We start from the raw sequence: 16,711 nt of genomic DNA, 5'->3' as shown, positions 1-16,711 counted from the left end.
CAATGAAGCTTTTTTCTTTCTTTAAACAAGCCCAAAAAACAGGATCTGAAAGTACAATCGGATCTGAAGAAATCATCGATGGCGTGAACACATCTACAAGTACGGATGCAGTTGAAACAACACTTTCCCTTCATCCAGAATGGGATGTCCCACAAGAACAAGATTACGTTTTCCGTTTCCTGTCAAATGAACTTGAACCGCTTAAACCGAATCAGATTTCCCTATCCGGGATTGATATCGATGTTGAACCCGCTGACGGTAGCTGGCTCGTGAAAGCATTTTTCCGTTCTTCACTCGACCAACAAATTTCTGTTGGGTCCGTTGAGCTCATGCTCATTAATGAGGAAGGCGAAACACTCGCTTCAGATGAATTCAATTTAAATGAACTTGGTGATATTCCAGCTCGTAGCGCGAGACCATGGGTATTCGTCTTTACGAAAGACAATATCTTTGCTGAACAACCACCAACAGAAAACTGGAAACTAGCATTCAATGTCCAGTCAATGGTGCCACATAAACTTGAATTGGAACCAGCATGGGAAGAAAGTTTGTCGAACGAGCAAAAAGAAGGATTAAGCACAGTCGTTGAAGGTCTTCCAAAATTGAAACCGCGTGAAGTAAATATTAGCGGATTCCAAGTAAAACAGCAGGATGACGGTAGCATTGCTACTTCTATTTTCATCCGAAACGGACACTCCAAGCAAATCAACATCGAAAAGTTGCCACTTGAACTCATCGATGCAACAGGTGAACTTGTTGCTTCCGGTTCATTTGAACTTGCTCCGCTGTCTGTAAAAGCAAATACAACAAAACCATGGACATTTATCTTCCCACAAGAATTGATCAAAAAAGAGGAACCGGACTTGTCTCGCTGGACAGTTCGTGTACCACAGCAATAACCCACAAGGCTACATCGCTAGGTCACATGTCGTGACTTGGCCATGTAGCCTATTTTGAATGAACAAAAGCGCAAGCGCCTGTTCAGCCCCGACCAGCGCTGGAAGGCTTGAAGATAAAGGCGCTCTTTGCCTTTATCAGCAAGGGGAAGGCAGTCTAAAAACGCCACGTCCTGTGGCAACAAGGAAGGATGCAGTTCAATCCTTCCCTACTGCATGACCTACATCCTGTAGGCCCAAGCGACTCGAGGGGCTAGGCGCTGGAGCCCAGACGCCAAATCCCTATTTCGTAACTTATCCACAGTTCGAGATGTTATAATTTCCTAAGCAAAATAAAAACACTGGATATCTTAGAGATATCCAGTGTTTTACATTCTATATGATTAGCTAGCTGAAGCAACTGTAGTACCATTTGAAATACGTTTAGCACCTATATAACGATCGCCCCAATAGTAAGGGTCAGTTAACTTATCTACACGTACACCTCTTGATGTTGACGCGTGTGCAAATTTGCCATTCCCCATGTAGATCCCTACATGTGAAACGCCCTTGCCAGTCGTATTGAAAAATACGAGGTCACCTGTTTCTAAATTCGATTTAGAAACTGCTTGTCCAGATGCGTACATGCTAGAAGCTGTACGTGCCACATTAATGGCATTTTCTTTAAAAACATAACTGACGAAACCTGAGCAATCAAAACCACTCTTCGTTGTACCACCATAACTATATTTAATGCCCATTAGGCTAGTTGCTGTTTTTGTAATGTTAGCTGCTTGAGATGAGGCTTCAGCTTGTCCACTGAAAGGTGCGACAAATAAAAGTAATGACATTGCAAAAATTACAACTGGCTTTTGCATTTTAATTAAAAATTTCATATGTTCCCCCAATGGATTGATTTATCTGAAAAACTATCTAAAACAACTTTAACATGTTTTATACCGCCCCTATATTACATTCCTGTAACAAACTCGTTACACAACATCTCATTTTTCGCGCCGTTGAAACATAAAACACATTATTCCAGTTACTTACAACATAATTGGAAATAAACTACACAAAACATCAATCCACTAATGCTATATATGTCGAATAAAAGAATCCTATCTACAACGCTTGGCGCTTGGGCTACCGCAGTAAGGCGCCTTCGCTGGAGATCAGGCGAAAATCATAAGGTCAACATACATAGACAAAAAAAAGCCATACAACTGGATTTCTCCAAGTTGTATGGCTTTGCAATTTGCTACTTACTTATTGACCGCCGTTCGCAACGCGCTCCACGGCTGCTGCTACGTTATGATGGACATTTGGATCAAGCGGATGTGGAACAAGATCGCCCGGTTTCGTACTATCCACGATGGCAAGTGCTGCCGCAATCAACATCGGATAAGTAATTTCTTTCGCATAGGCGTTAAGTGCCCCACGGAAAATACCTGGGAAGCCAAGGATGTTGTTCACAAGACGACCATCAGCTGCAAATGCCGCCCCAGCTTTCAGTGCTTCTTCTGGCGCAATTTCAGCATTCGGATTAGATAATGCCAAGATAATCTGCCCTTTACGCACCATTTCTGGTTTAATGAGCCCTGCAACACCTGTCGTTGCCACGACAATATCGCATGTCGCCATGAGCTCTTCCAGTGAATCCATGATAACTCCACCGTGTTGAACAAGTCGTTCACACGCTTCTTCATTGCGATCGATACCGCGCATTTCTTTTACACCATAAGCCATAAGCATCCGGCTGATCGCAAGTCCAGCGGCACCTAGACCGATTTGGCCAACAACAGCATCAGCAAGGGCTACGCCCGATTGCTTACAAGCAGATAGAACAGACGCAAGTGTCACAACAGCTGTACCATGCTGATCATCGTGCATGACAGGAATCGACAGTTCCGCTTTTAAGCGTTCCTCGATTTCGAAGCAATGCGGTGATCCGATATCTTCGAGTAAGATACCGCCAAAACTTTTAGAGATATGCTTCACTGTTTCAACAACCTGATCAGGATCGCTTGTATCGAGCAAAATCGGAATACCACTGATCCCTGCAAATTGGTCGAATAAAACGGCTTTCCCTTCCATAACAGGCATCCCTGCAACAGGTCCGATATTACCAAGGCCAAGAATAGCTGTTCCGTCTGTTACAATGGCAACCGTATTTGAGATACCCGTAAAGTATTTCGCTTGTTCTGGATCATTCTTAATCACTTCACAAACGTTTGCAACTCCCGGTGTATAGACACGGCGTAAATCTCCAAGTGAGCGAATTTCAAAACGCCCTTTCATATGGATCTTACCGCCTTCATGCGCTTGTAACACATCATCTGTCACAGCGTGAACGCTGATTCCTTCCCCAATTGCATTCACCGCATTAACGATGTCTTGCAAATGCTCTTCATTCGAACATTGGATGGAAATATCGCGAATAGTTGATAATGTACCTACTTTAATCGTTTGAATATCACCTATATCGCCCTCTAATTGCCCGATAGCCGCTGCCACTTTGGCAAAATTACCAGGCATGGAAGGCGTTTCAATAATAAGATTGCGCATGAATTGTTCTTGTCCCAATATAAAAACCTCCTGTAGTGTTCCGATTTCTATTTTACACATATTCAGTTGTCCGGACAACCTATCCTAGTTCTAAACAAAAAAAGAACTTTATCCTCTACTTACCTTATACTTTTTCGATAGGTAGATAGAGTGTATCGGTATCTTGGAATGTCCCTAACAGAGCGTTGATTTCATCTACTGGAAGGGGTTTACTGAAATAGAAACCTTGTATTTCATCGCAGCCCATTTCCTTGAGTATGTTCCATTCCTCAATCGTTTCGACACCCTCTGCGATTGTACGGAGTCCAAGCGTTTTCCCAAGTTGTACGATGGTTTTAACAATGGCTGCACCATTTGTATCGTTCTCGATATTGGTAATGAATTGACGATCGATTTTGATTTGCTGAATCGGAAAATGTTGCAGGTAAATAAAAGCGGAGTAACCCGTTCCAAAATCATCAATCGAAATAGAGAATCCCAAAGCACTCAGCTCAGCAATTCGATTTTTTACAGCATCATGATCTTCAAGAGCCACATTTTCTGTGATTTCTAGCATGAGCTTTTGCGGTTCAATACCTGATTCTTCAGCACACTTCAATAAGTAAGCAGGTAATTTTACGTGAAGGAAATGATGTGGCGATAAATTGATTGACACAGTCAAATGCCCTTTCCCTTGTGCTTGCCATCTGCCTAGTTGGGCAAATGCTTCTTGAATGACCCATTCACCGATTGGCGTTATGAGTCCCGTTGATTCTGCCAGATCGATAAAATCCCCCGGGGAAATTAATCCGCGTTCCGGATGCTGCCACCTGATAAGTGCTTCGAAGCCATTCACTTCACCTGTACTGCATTTCACTTGCGGTTGATAGAAGAGTCGGAATTGACCTAAATCAAGGCCTTTTCTTAAGTTCATTTCGGACAATAGGTTTTCTTTCATGAAGGCATGCATATGAGGTTGATAGACTCCATATGCTTTCCGTGATGTCTTTTTGCGCGCATTCTCTAACGCTACTTGGGCTGCTTGCAGTCCCTCTTTTACATTACTCACATGGTCTGGATAATAAGATGCACCATAACTGAACGTCATATACACTTCTTGCCCACTAATGTCCATCGGTCGTCTTATTTCTTCAGCTATCCGCGTTATATTCGCAACGGCCTGTTCGCCATTCAATTGAATGGGCGAGTAAATGACAAAGTGATCAAAACCAATTCGAGCAATCAAAGCCGGTGCAGGGAAAAGGATACGTAGACGTTTCGCAATTTCTAGTAACACTTGATCGCCACCATCATGGCCAAGAACCCCTTGGATATCTGTAAACTGGTCCAGAACCATATAGATGAAAATACCTCGTTCTTTCCCTTGGAGCATTTTTAGTTCTTCCGTTACTTTTTTGTCGAAGGAATGCTGGTTATCCAATCCTGTTAGTGTATCCTTGAAGGCAAGTGTATATAAATGTTCCTCAACCTCAATACGCTGTAAACGGTCGAATATAAAAGCGAGCATATCAGCAACTGAGGCAATAACATGCTTCTCAACCGGTGTCCACTGACGGTTCTCCTCCGATAAACAACAAAGTACCCCGCCCACTCCCCAACTTAAAACGATAGAGGCATCTAACATCGAATTGAGGGCGCCATCTTCTTCGTGAAGCCTTTCTCGCAATTCTCGCATCACAGGATCTGTTTTCACATCATCCACTGCTAAAGTTCGTTTATGTAAAATTGCGTTAAAATAAGTCGGTACTTCACGTTGAAAAAGCACCTCTCCAGACGTATCGGCACTTGCCCTACTGTCATAGACATTTTCTGCAGTCAATTCGGTTCGTTCTTCATTGAATAACCAAATTTCAACTCTTTCACAACTCATTAATTTTGAAATGCTCCGACAGGTTTCTTCGAGCAGCGGTTTAATAGACTCCCTCGATAGCACAAATAACTCCTCTTGCGAAAAAAGCAGTTGTTGCTGGTTTTGATGGAGCTCTTCTAGTACTGCATTTGCAACGTCTATTGATAGATCATCCGAACATTCCAAACAAAAACCCCCTTTCTATATCTGTACCCCATTTGCTATCTATTCCCTCACTGATTATGTACGTTGAAATAAAGATTTTCATTGAATTCACTTCAGCACTAAGGGATGCCTTCGCTCACTTTATCCATGTATCCGCCTAGTTAACTTGGCTAATGGACAAGTTCGCGACTTATGTAATTTTACCCTCTTTTACTTTTCAATTCCATAAACTAAAATACTATCTTATCCTAACATGTCAAGCGACTTACTTCACTTATCGGTTTGTTCGAGTGAATATAGATGAGAATTTTGTCGAATGAGGAACTATATATGTTGAATTTATGATTCTCACCTAATCTCCAGCGAAGGCGCCTTACTGGGGTATCCGAAGCGATAAGACTTAGGAGGGATGCAGTTCAATCCTTCCTTAAGCGCCAAGCGTTGTAGATAGGATTCTTTCATTCAACATATATATTATTAAGACCCTCTCACGTCTACATACTACTATAGAAAAATAGAACTATCACAATAAAAAGATACCAATAATTAACTATACCTATTATATCGTTAAAATTGTTAGACGATTGCCCTACTTTTCAGTTATAATAAAATATGATGCGTTTCGTTACATAATTAGTTCAAGGAGTTGCAATTTAATTGTCTATGCAGAAAAACTTCATCATCGGACTTATGCTTTTCGCTTTGTTCCTTGGTGCAGGTAATATCATTTTCCCACCACTTCTCGGACAAATGGCCGGAGACGATTTATGGATTTCCATGGTAGGTTTCCTAATCACCGGAGTAGGTTTACCTTTAATCGCTGTTCTCGCGATTGCCAATTCAGGTGGTAGCCTACAAACCATTGCCTCACGGGTTAACCCAACTTTTGGAATCATTTTCACATTGGTTATCTATATGGCCATTGGTCCATTTTTCGGTATTCCACGGACGGCAACTGTTTCCTATGAAATTGGTATTGTTCCGTTTCTGCCAACTAGTATTTCAAGTACAAGCTGGCCGCTTGCGTTGTTTACAATCATCTTCTTCGCAATCACATTAGCACTTGCGCTTAATCCCGCGAAACTTGTCGATCGCATTGGTAAAGTGCTAACACCTATCCTCTTTCTTGTCATCGGAGCACTTGCAGTGAAAAGCATTGTGTCACCAATGGGTGAAATTGGACAAGCACGTGGCGATTATGCAACGGATCCATTTTTCCGAAGTTTCGTCGAAGGCTATTTAACGATGGATGTCATTGCAGCACTCGTCTTCGGTATTGTCGTCATTAATGCGCTTAAAGCAGAAGGCGTGACTGAAAGACCTGCTATTATGAAAGCCATGGTGATTGCTGGAGTTGTCGCTGCTGTCGGACTGGTACTCGTTTACCTATCACTCGGATATATTGGCGCAACAAGTGTCGATGTCATCGGACTACAGGATAATGGGGGCGCAGTACTTGCACTTGCTTCAACTGCCCTATACGGCTCTTCCGGAACAACGATTCTTGCCCTAACCATCATTTTTGCTTGTTTGACAACATCCGTTGGTCTTGTCTCTGCGTGTGCACAATTTTTCGTACAACTGCTACCACGCTATTCGTATAAGACATTTGTTGTCATCTTCGCAAGTTTTAGTGCATTGGTGGCCAACGTCGGATTGACACAGCTCATTTCATTCTCGGTACCCGTCCTGTTGATGGTCTACCCGCTTGCCATTGTGTTAATGCTGTTGTCGTTCATCGATAAATCATTTGATAGAAAACCAATTGTCTACATTCTTGCACTTGTCGCAACGACATTTGTCAGTGTGTTTGATGGATTACGCGGAGCGGGTATCGATGTCAAACCCGTCACCTCCATACTTTCCCATCTTCCGCTCTATGAGCAACAAATTGGTTGGCTCGTTCCCGCGATTGTTGGTGCACTTATCGGTGTCATCATAAGTTCGCTTTTTAAACGACGCCTATAGTTTTCAGAACTTTCGGGAATCACTTCCAGTTGATGGGAGTTTAAATACATCGCTTTCATGAAAACAAACCGGTTTCCACTTAAAACGGGACCGGTTTTTCTAATTATAAAAATAACGCCGTTTGGATAAGCCCAAACGGCGTTTTACTTTTATGGTAGTTTGACCGTGAAGCTGTCGAATGTAATATCGATCCCCTCAAATTGACTAACATCTATATCAGTCAAATTACCTTCTGAATCTTTTATTTTCCAGTCTCCCTGTTCTGGTATTGAAAGATAGGGAATAATTGTTAACTCCTTGGCATGTTCATCTACTGAGTCGAATAATCTTGTCCCATACACTAGTCCTTCCTCAAATAGACCGTCTTCATTGCCATTTTCCTTGCCGCCACCACTCATGGTTAATTCATTCCCTAAAGAATCCACTACTCGGAATTCCAGTAATGTCGTAAGGTCAGGGTATTTTTCTGATACCACTTTATACCTGAGAAGAAAACCACTAGTTCCAATTTTAATATTCTCAACAAGTAGGTCAATTCCTTCAATTTGTTGTGAATGATTAATGGTTACTTGCTGCACACCTGGTTGTTCTTCTACCGGCGCAGAAAAGTTCCACTGTTCTCCGTTCTTCCCTTCAAAACTCATTCCGAGAACAAATTTTTTCGGCAATACCTCTCTATAAGGCTCAATACTAATTACTTTCGTCCAATAAGTCGGGGTGATTTTTCTAACTATACCGCCAGTCGGCATTCTTTTCCCGTCAACATCAAAAATGGGGATTACATACAAATCCTCGAGTGGTTCTTCCGATTCTTCCGAATAGCCAACCGTAACCCGGGTACCATCATAAAAAACTTCATCAATCGTAATGGTAATACCATTTACCGTCTTGGACTGCCCCACCACTTGCGTCAAGCCCAACTCACTCACTCGTTCTAATCCGCGTTCTCCAGATACACTAAATATCGAGCCGATAATCGGAATTTGCGACACGAAAGTTGCCATCACAGGTGAGACAGTTGCCGAACCAATTAGTAATCCGAATGCAACAACGGCAGCAGCTGCGCTATACACGACTTTGTTTCGTAAAGATGTTTTTCGCTTCGGGACACTTCTTAGAACTGTATTCAATATAATCGCATCCAACTTGGCAATTGGCACATGAATGTCATCAATTTCCTCTTTAAACGATGGAATTTTGTCTGTCATCTACATAAACCCCTTTCATCTTTTTCTTTAAGAGCGCCAATCCACGACGGATATTCGTTTTTACCGTGCCCTCCGGTGTGTCGAGCGCCATGGAAATTTGTTGAATTGTATAATCTTCATAATATCGAAGTAGCAGAACGGTTTTATACTTGTCTTCTATTTCACCCAATGCTTGAAGCAAATCAAGCTGATCCTCTTGTCTCAAATGCCTCGTCTCGCCCATACTTTCAAGCATGCCATGACTCATCGGTATAATTTTCTTTTTCTTGTTCAATAAAGCAACCGCTGTGTTGATCATAATCCTCGTCATCCATGTAGAGAAATAGGCGTTGTTTTTAAGTGTTTGAATTGATGCAAACGCTTTATAGATTGTTTCTTGGAACACTTCTAGCGCATCATCTTCGCTCCGCATATAGACAAACGCCATTTTGTACAACTTCTCTTTCTCTTCATGTACGAGCGCTTGAAATGCTTCCGCATCCCCTTTTTTAGCACGCGCCACGAGCTTCAATTTTGTCGTCAATGAGGTATCCTCCTTTCTGTTGCTCATCTATTAGATAAAACAGGATGGCAAAACGATTCAACAATTTATGTATCGTTCATTAGGACAAAAGTTAAGTACTTTCTTCTATTCTATACGAAATTCCCTCCCTACCTTCTGTAACAATACCGCAATGACTATGTAACACAAATGTAATTAATCTAATTATTGTTCTATTACTCTAAAGTCGATAGAATAGAGTTAGGATCATTTGTCGTAGGAAGGAGATTTCAAATGAAAAAGAAAGCTTTCTCGTTGTTAGCAACGGCCGCCCTTGCGACATTCATCGCAACGGGAACTGCGGACGCAGCAACCGCGTCATACACCGTCAAGACCGGAGATACATTATGGAAAATTGCTTCGCAACACAAATTGTCTGTGGATGAATTAAAGAACTTAAACAAGCTGACCTCTGATAAGATTAGCATCAATCAGAAATTGAATGTTTCGGTACAAGGTGTTACCAACCAAAATTCAGTTCCTTCTAAAGGAAACACGACTACTCAAAAAAGCGAAGGGATTGCCCCGACGGTTCCCCCTGCTAACACAGGGAAGGACTTAAATACAGGCCATGTGAAGACAGCAAAACTTACGCCTTCTGCTGAAAAGATCTTGCAGGCCACAGTCAATGTCTCAATGCCACTCCTCAACACGCCCTATGCCTGGGCTGGTGTAACGAAGGAAGGATTTGACTGTAGCGGATTCATCTATTATGTCTATCAGGCAGCCGGACTCAACATCCCCCGGTTCGACACCATTAGCATGCATGCCAATTCTTCTGAAGTGGACGAGCCTAAACCCGGTGATTTAGTCTTTTTCGAAAATACATACCGTAGCGGCATTTCGCATGCTGGCATCTACTTAGGTGAAGGGAACTTTATCCACGCTGGCACAAAAAAAGTTGAGATTTCTTCTTTAGCGTCATCTTATTGGAAAGAAAGATCCATAGGCTTTAAGCGTTTTAATGCACTATATTGATAGCGATAGCTTTCCTCGAACTGGGGAGAGCTACTTTTGCGTTTGGTTGAACACTCGCGCGGTTTCGTTGTACACAAATATCAGAGTGGAATAGAGGGTCGAATAGAGAGTGGAGAAACTTGCCGCATATACCGACAGAATTCTCCTAATGCGGGCAACGAAGGGCTTTTATTGGAGCACGAAGAATTAATTGTGAAATCAACAAAAACCGCTATGCACAGGAGAGCATAGCGGTTTTTGTTGATTTTACTGAGCAAAGGCGCCTAGGGGCTTTCGCTTTTCTTTATTGTCCAGCTCCGGGTGCCAGACGCTCGGGTCATAAGCCATATTGGCTATGAGGCAAAAAACGCCTCTTCGCCAATTCGTCTTATGCCTGTCGCGGGCCCGCAGGAAGTGGGTCATGCAGTCGTTGCCACAGGACGTGGCGAACTTAGACTGCGTTCCTTACTACAGGCACCCTCCGCTTTTCTTTATTATCTAGCAGAGAATCCGCCATCAATAACGAGTTCTGCACCAGTAATGTATGATGCTTCGTCTGATGCTAGGAATACAACTGCATTACCAACGTCTTCAGGCTGGCCTAGACGTTTAAGTGGTGTCATTTGGATCAAGCCTTCAAGTGCTGCTTTAGAAGACTGAAGGTTAGCAACCATTGGCGTTTCAATTACACCTGGGAATATTGCGTTTACACGAATTCCATCTTTACCAAACTCTGCTGCAGCTGCACGTGAAATCGCACGAACTGATCCTTTAGATCCAGCATATGGATTTAAGCCCATACCAACTAGAGCTGTATAAGAAGAAATGTTAACGATTGAACCTTGTCCAGCTTCCTTCATGTAAGGAACTACAGCACGCATACCTGCGTATGTACCGAAACCGTTAATGTCGTGCAGACGTTGCCAGTCTTGGAGTGTAATATCGTTCATTGTTTTTTCAGTAGAGATCCCCGCACAGTTGACAAGAATATCAAGCTTGCCAAATTTGTCAGCTGCAGATTTTACAGCCTCTTTCCAGTTTTCATCGTCTGTTACGTTAAGCTTTACATAGTCAACGTTTTCGACGCCTTCCCATTTAGCTTGAAGTGCTTCTGTGTTAATGTCTGCAGCCACAACTTTAGCGCCTTGCGCTGTAAACAATTTCACCATCATTTCACCCATACCTGATGCCCCACCAGTAATAAACGCAACTTTATCTTGTAATCTTGTCATTGTAACCACTCCATTTCAATTTATTTAGATATCTAATTAGACATCTAAATAGTATTCCTTTTTGTATGAACTTGCAATCAAATTGCTCCTGCTTCCATTACCTCCACCCTTACCTTGTCTCCATAACTTTTGTTCGTTATACTAAATAGACATAGTTTTTAAAAAATAACTTGGACGGGGTGAAGTGTTTGTTCAAGGATAATCGTTATATTGATTATAACGCTGCTGGATTTCGCAAGGATTTGATTGCGGGAATTACTGTTGGGATTGTAGCCATTCCGCTTGGGATGGCTTTTGCAATTGCCTCGGGTGTTAAACCTGAGTACGGCCTGTATACGACGATCATTGCGGGGCTTCTTGTTGCCTTATTGGGTGGTTCTCGTTTCCAGATTGCCGGACCTACGGGTGCTTTCATTCCTATATTACTAGCGATCGTCCTGCAATATGGATACGAAGATTTACTGATTGCTGGGTTTTTAGCAGGGATTTTTCTTGTGATAATGAGCTTCATTGGCGTTAGTAACCTGATCCATTTTGTTCCTAGGTCGGTAACAATCGGCTTTACAACCGGGATTGCTGTCATCATCTTTACGGGACAATTGGGCAACTTCTTTGGCATTACCGGCCTAGAGAAAAGAGAGTTTTTCCATGAAAATATGCTTGATCTTATCAAACAGTTTCATACGGTAAATGTCTTTAGTGTGATGACCGCCTTAATCGGACTTGCGGTTATCGTATTATTACCCAAAATCGCTCCACGTATCCCATTACTACTTGTAGCTCTACTGATTCCAACACTCATTTCATTCTTTCTATTTCCTGGTAAATTGGAAACCATCGGGACAGCATTCGGTGGCATTCCGAAAACGCTACCCACTTTTCAGTTCCCACACATCACGTTGTCAAAAATAGTATCGTTGTGGCAACCGGCCCTTATCATTGCTGCACTCGGTGCGATTGAATCACTGCTATCTGCCGTTGTTGCGGATGGGATGAAAAGCAGTGACAAGCATAATTCCAAACGAGAGCTTTTCGGGCAGGGAATTGCGAATATCGTTACGCCATTGTTCGGAGGCATTCCTGCGACCGGTGCGATTGCACGAACCGCGACCAATATCCGTTCTGGTGCCGTGAGTCCCGTGTCCGGGGTTGTCCAAAGTCTCTTTGTTCTTGCATTTTTGTTGCTATTCGCCCCTTACGCATCGCATATTCCGCTGGCTGCGATGGCGCCAATCTTAATGTATGTCGCGTGGAATATGAGTGCTAGGAAGGCATTCGCTCATATCTTGTCGATTCGTTCGGGAGATTCAATTGTTTTATTCACAACATTTTTACTAACTATTTTCATCGACTTGACCATTGCTGTTCAAGTCGGAATACTGTTAGCCGCCTTGTCATTTTTGAAGAAAATGAGTGGCAAACTTCATATTGAAAAAGAAAAACTTTCTGAGGTTGAGATTATAAAGTTCGGCAAAGATCATCCTGATTCATTGATGAAATACAGCGTAGACGGCCCTATCTTCTTTGGGACAGCCAAAGTATTTGAAGACAAATATCCTCAACTTCTAGCTTCAGGCGCGACAACGCTCATCCTTGACTTGGAGCATCTATCTGTCGTCGATGCAACCGGCGAGGCGGCACTTTTTGCACTTCTGAACGATGCAGATAAAAAGAATATCAGGATTATTGTCAAACGTTTACCGAAAGATAAAGCACCTTTGTTCAAAAAAAGTGGGCTACATGACAAGATTGGAAAAGACAACTTTTTTATGTAAAGTAGTTTAGCGAAGGAAATAAAAAAAGGAGGACGATCCATTATGGATTGTCCTCCTTTCTATTATTCCTCCAAATAGGAGGCTTTTTTCAATGTAGCCGTCAAAACGCGGGCGCCGATATCGAGTGCCTCTCGGTTAAACGTCATCTCTGGATGATGAAGTCCCGGACCAAGATCTGCTCCAATGCCAATCATCGCTGCATCCAACTCCGGTCGATGAATCGTGTAGAAATGGAAGTCGTCACTGCCCGATGTAATGATGGCGGGCGCATAGCCTTCCTCTCCAACAGTTTCAAGTATCGCTTGTTTCGCAATTGCGGTAGCTTCCTCGGATACTTCCGCGGCTGGCGTATAGTCACTCCAAACCAATTCAATGTCCACGGCATATAACTTGCCAATTGCCTGGATGCCTTCCGCAATGCGTTCCTTCAATTCATTCAATACGGCATTCGATTGCGAGCGCGCATCGATAGCAAACGTCGCAGTCCCCGGAATGATATTGAGGCTATCGCCACCTGCTTGAATGTTCGTTATCTTAGCAGAATACGCTTCAAACGGTGAAAATTGAATGTTTTTTACAAACTGTGCGATGGCAAACAGCGGGTCGAGCGCATTATTGCCTTGATGTGGGCGTGCGCCATGTGCATCGACTCCCGTAATTTTTCCTTCTAAGAACACTGCCGCCCCGTGATGAATGGCGGGTGACACTTTCCCAAAAGGAATCTCTTCTTGCGGACGTAAATGTACGCCGAACAGCTGTGAAACGCCATCGACGGCGCCTCTTTCAATCATTGAATTGGCTCCATTGCCTTTTTCTTCAGCCGGTTGGAAGATAAAACGAATGCGACATCCAAGTTGCTCTTCTTGCAAATACGAAAGTGCCCCCAGCACCATTGCCATATTGGCATCGTGCCCGCAAGAATGATTTGCCTGATAGACGCCGCTCACTTCCTGCCATAAGGCATCAATATCGGCACGTACGGCAATCACTCGCTCGCCTTCCCCAATTTCCGCGACAACACCCGTCACATCATCAAATGTATGATGCTTGACCCCCATCTCTGTTAAAATCTTAGCAAGTGTCGCAGTCGTCTCTACTTCTTTCCAACTCACTTCAGGATGCGCATGAAAATGTTCGAACCATTGGCTGATTTTATCTTTGATGATCAATGAACCCACTCCCCTTATTCTACTTTTTCTCAGCTGAACGATAGATGGACAGCATTTTCTCTAAAATTGACTCAAATGAATGCGTCGCAATTTGTTCGCGCACCCTTTCATCATCAATACAACTGGACTCTTCATCCAACACACTCCATAACCCTTGCACAAGTGAATCAGGATTTTCGGGTTCTACTAGCACCCCTGCCCCATCTTTCAACAGGTAAGATAACCCTCCTACGTCCGTTCCAATCACTTTCGTCCCTGCCGACATTGCCTCCAGCGCAACAAGCCCAAATCCTTCATGATGTGAAGGCAGGACAAGTGCATCTGCGGCTGACATCCAAAGGGACAACTCCGCTTGTCCTAACGGCTCCTTGAAGTGGATATCCTCCACATCCTTATCGCGAATAAACGACCGTAACTCTTCCACAAAGTGACTATCTTTCTGTGAACCTACTACATACAACGAGCTATCAGGTAACGACATTTTCAACGAATCGAACGCTTCGACAAGTTCCAAAAGCCCTTTTGCCCGGATGATATTTCCGACGAATAGCAATATTTTCTCTTCTTGTGGTAGCTGAAGCCTGTCCCGCGCCTCCTCTTTCGGCACATAGTTGAAGACCGATGTATCCACACCCATACTCATCACATGCACCTTCGCGTTTGAAACGCCAAATCGGCTTGTGACATCTTCCCGCAACTTGTCACCAACGACAATGACTGCCTCCGCTTGCTGTAAGATACGCTTCGTCATATCAGCAATCCGTTGACTCTTCGCGGCCATTTTGTCAATATCCCCGCCATGAACCGTCACGACATACGGAATGCCAAACAGCTTCTTCCCCATCAATGAGAGCATCCCTGTCGGAAATGCATAATGGGCATGTGTGAGCGATAACTTCTTGCGGTTTTTGATCAGATAAGCAAAAGAACGGGCAAACCATGTGACATACTTTTTCAAAGCCCTTACTTTTCCTTTACCAGGATCCTGAATCGCAACGACATCAATCTCAAGACCTGACGATTGCAGAAGACCCACCTGATTTTTCACGAACAATCCGAATGTCGGATGCTGTGAAGACGGATACATATTACTAAAAACACCTATTTTTTTCATACCATTCTTCATCCCATCTATATAATAGCCTGTTTCGCTACACCTTTTTTTATATTCAATGATTATAACATAAGAATGGGGGCGCTATCTTCTTACAAATGGCGCTGCGACTGATATCTAGTCGAAGCGACCCCCATACAAAAAAAGCGTCACACCCCATATTAGGAAGTTGGACGCTTTTTTTACCAAGCCGGTACACCTAAATGATCACTGATCCAACTTTCATCATACATCGCAGCGGGTCCTGCATGTTTTAATGGAACAATGACGAACCTTTTTTTCTCGTCCCTTATAACAGCAGTTGGATAAAATACCGGTTCATCAACCGTCATATAGTGTTTCCCCGCCACAGCTACTTTGGTGACAGATACTTTCGCAATTCCACCAATATTTGTCGAATCGAATTGTTGGGCAGAATAAAAATTACCTAGCGAATAAAATACGTGTGTCTTCCCAATCTCCTCATACTTTTGTAAGACATGTGGATGATGTCCAAAGATAATGTCTGCCCCTGCCTCTGCTACAAACTGTGCCAACTCTTCTTGCGCTGGTGATGGCATCAACTGATATTCGTTGCCCCAATGCATCGACACAACCACCACATCGACAAACTCGGATAAGTCGGCAATTTCCTGCTGCATCCGTTCCCGCTCAATCAAAGAAACTAAATGCTCTTTCCCCTGCGGAACAGGATTTCCATTCGTCCCGTACGTATAGCTCAGAACACCAATACGGATGCTGTTGACTTCCACAATCCGAGCGTTCTTCTGATCTTCAATAGACGCATACGCACCTACATAAGGCATGTCATATGCTTTTATATGCTCGATTGCTTTCCTCAGCCCTACTTCTTTCCGATCAATTGTATGGTTGTTGGCAATCGATACCATATCCACGCCATTCGCTTTCAAATCCCGAATAATATGCTTTGGACTATTGAAGCTTGGATAGCCCGTCAACCCCAGCTCTTTGCCGCCTGGCATCGACTCTTGATTGGCCAATAGAAAGTCAATACCAGTTAACTTATCTTTAACACCTGCAAATGCAAAATCATACTGATCATACGTAAAAAGAGGATGGTGAAGAAGGATATCGCCAATCATCCCGATCGTAACCGTCGTAGAATCAGTCTGGACATGTAGCGCTGCCAAAGGATTACTCCGCTTCTCAAAATCATCAGGTACTTTCACCACGACCGTTTTGGAATCCATCCAATCATTTACGCCATAAGCAATAAAACCCCAGCCACCAAGGATGAATAAACTCATAAACACATAGATTTTCAATAAT

At 43.1% G+C, this 16,711-nt stretch carries 13 protein-coding genes; 4 read left to right on the top strand and 9 right to left on the bottom strand.

Translation table 11 applies throughout. The features are described 5' to 3' along the window. Positions 1 to 2: 2 nt before the first annotated feature. Positions 3 to 899 carry an accessory Sec system S-layer assembly protein gene (locus ACIQ0H_RS00240; RefSeq protein WP_403409226.1) on the top strand — a complete coding sequence of 299 codons (897 nt, stop codon included), beginning with the start codon at positions 3 to 5 and terminating at the stop codon, positions 897 to 899. 380 nt (positions 900 to 1,279) lie between these two features. On the opposite strand, the gene ACIQ0H_RS00235 is transcribed toward ACIQ0H_RS00240, so the two are convergent. The 3 genes from ACIQ0H_RS00235 to ACIQ0H_RS00225 form a co-directional block, all read right to left on the bottom strand. Further along, positions 1,280 to 1,771 (bottom strand): C40 family peptidase, encoded by a 492-nt coding sequence (locus ACIQ0H_RS00235; protein WP_403409223.1) that lies wholly within the window; start codon positions 1,769 to 1,771, stop codon positions 1,280 to 1,282. Between the two features lie 373 nt (positions 1,772 to 2,144). Then, positions 2,145 to 3,503: an NAD-dependent malic enzyme gene (locus tag ACIQ0H_RS00230; protein ID WP_403412262.1), complete on the bottom strand. Its 1,359-nt coding sequence runs from the start codon at positions 3,501 to 3,503 to the stop codon at positions 2,145 to 2,147. Between the two features lie 64 nt (positions 3,504 to 3,567). Next, entirely contained in the window at positions 3,568 to 5,478 is a 1,911-nt protein-coding gene (locus ACIQ0H_RS00225; RefSeq protein WP_403409220.1) for a putative bifunctional diguanylate cyclase/phosphodiesterase, read from the bottom strand. 642 nt (positions 5,479 to 6,120) lie between these two features. Here ACIQ0H_RS00225 and brnQ point away from each other — a divergent pair. Continuing rightward, positions 6,121 to 7,425, top strand: a complete 1,305-nt coding sequence (gene brnQ / locus ACIQ0H_RS00220; RefSeq protein WP_403412259.1) for a branched-chain amino acid transport system II carrier protein — start codon at positions 6,121 to 6,123, stop codon at positions 7,423 to 7,425. 149 nt (positions 7,426 to 7,574) lie between these two features. Here the strand turns inward: brnQ and ACIQ0H_RS00215 are convergent, their stop codons facing one another. Continuing rightward, a complete protein-coding gene (locus ACIQ0H_RS00215) occupies positions 7,575 to 8,633 on the bottom strand; it encodes a DUF4179 domain-containing protein (protein WP_403409217.1) in 1,059 nt (352 codons plus the stop codon). Further along, positions 8,608 to 9,156, bottom strand: coding sequence for a sigma-70 family RNA polymerase sigma factor (locus ACIQ0H_RS00210; RefSeq protein WP_403409214.1), 549 nt, complete (start codon positions 9,154 to 9,156; stop codon positions 8,608 to 8,610). The genes ACIQ0H_RS00215 and ACIQ0H_RS00210 overlap by 26 nt, the downstream gene beginning before the upstream one ends. A 252-nt stretch (positions 9,157 to 9,408) precedes the next feature. Here ACIQ0H_RS00210 and ACIQ0H_RS00205 point away from each other — a divergent pair, with 252 nt between their 5' ends. Continuing rightward, positions 9,409 to 10,152 carry a C40 family peptidase gene (locus ACIQ0H_RS00205; protein ID WP_403409211.1) on the top strand — a complete coding sequence of 248 codons (744 nt, stop codon included), beginning with the start codon at positions 9,409 to 9,411 and terminating at the stop codon, positions 10,150 to 10,152. A gap of 473 nt (positions 10,153 to 10,625) precedes the next feature. Here the strand turns inward: ACIQ0H_RS00205 and ACIQ0H_RS00200 are convergent, their stop codons facing one another. After that, positions 10,626 to 11,363 carry an SDR family NAD(P)-dependent oxidoreductase gene (locus ACIQ0H_RS00200; protein ID WP_403409208.1) on the bottom strand — a complete coding sequence of 246 codons (738 nt, stop codon included), beginning with the start codon at positions 11,361 to 11,363 and terminating at the stop codon, positions 10,626 to 10,628. A gap of 179 nt (positions 11,364 to 11,542) precedes the next feature. Between ACIQ0H_RS00200 and ACIQ0H_RS00195 the strand changes: the two genes are divergently transcribed. Continuing rightward, complete coding sequence (locus ACIQ0H_RS00195) at positions 11,543 to 13,138, top strand: SulP family inorganic anion transporter (RefSeq protein ID WP_403412257.1); 1,596 nt, start codon at positions 11,543 to 11,545, stop codon at positions 13,136 to 13,138. Positions 13,139 to 13,200: 62 nt separating this feature from the next. Here ACIQ0H_RS00195 and ACIQ0H_RS00190 read toward each other — a convergent pair whose 3' ends face one another. From ACIQ0H_RS00190 to ACIQ0H_RS00180, 3 genes are all read right to left on the bottom strand, one after another. Next, entirely contained in the window at positions 13,201 to 14,307 is a 1,107-nt protein-coding gene (locus tag ACIQ0H_RS00190) for an amidohydrolase (protein WP_403409205.1), read from the bottom strand. A gap of 19 nt (positions 14,308 to 14,326) precedes the next feature. Beyond that, positions 14,327 to 15,421, bottom strand: coding sequence for a glycosyltransferase (locus ACIQ0H_RS00185; RefSeq protein ID WP_403409202.1), 1,095 nt, complete (start codon positions 15,419 to 15,421; stop codon positions 14,327 to 14,329). 182 nt (positions 15,422 to 15,603) lie between these two features. Continuing rightward, on the bottom strand, positions 15,604 to 16,689 hold the full coding sequence (locus tag ACIQ0H_RS00180; protein ID WP_403409199.1) for a CapA family protein: 1,086 nt from the start codon (positions 16,687 to 16,689) through the stop codon (positions 15,604 to 15,606). Positions 16,690 to 16,711: the final 22 nt, after the last annotated feature.

Origin of the sequence: Sporosarcina sp. NPDC096371, assembly GCF_044762865.1 — a bacterium.
In the GTDB taxonomy this organism is placed as follows: Bacteria; Bacillota; Bacilli; order Bacillales_A; family Planococcaceae; genus Sporosarcina.
Note: the sequence above shows the minus strand (reverse complement) of the source record. Positions and strands in the feature narration are given on the sequence as shown.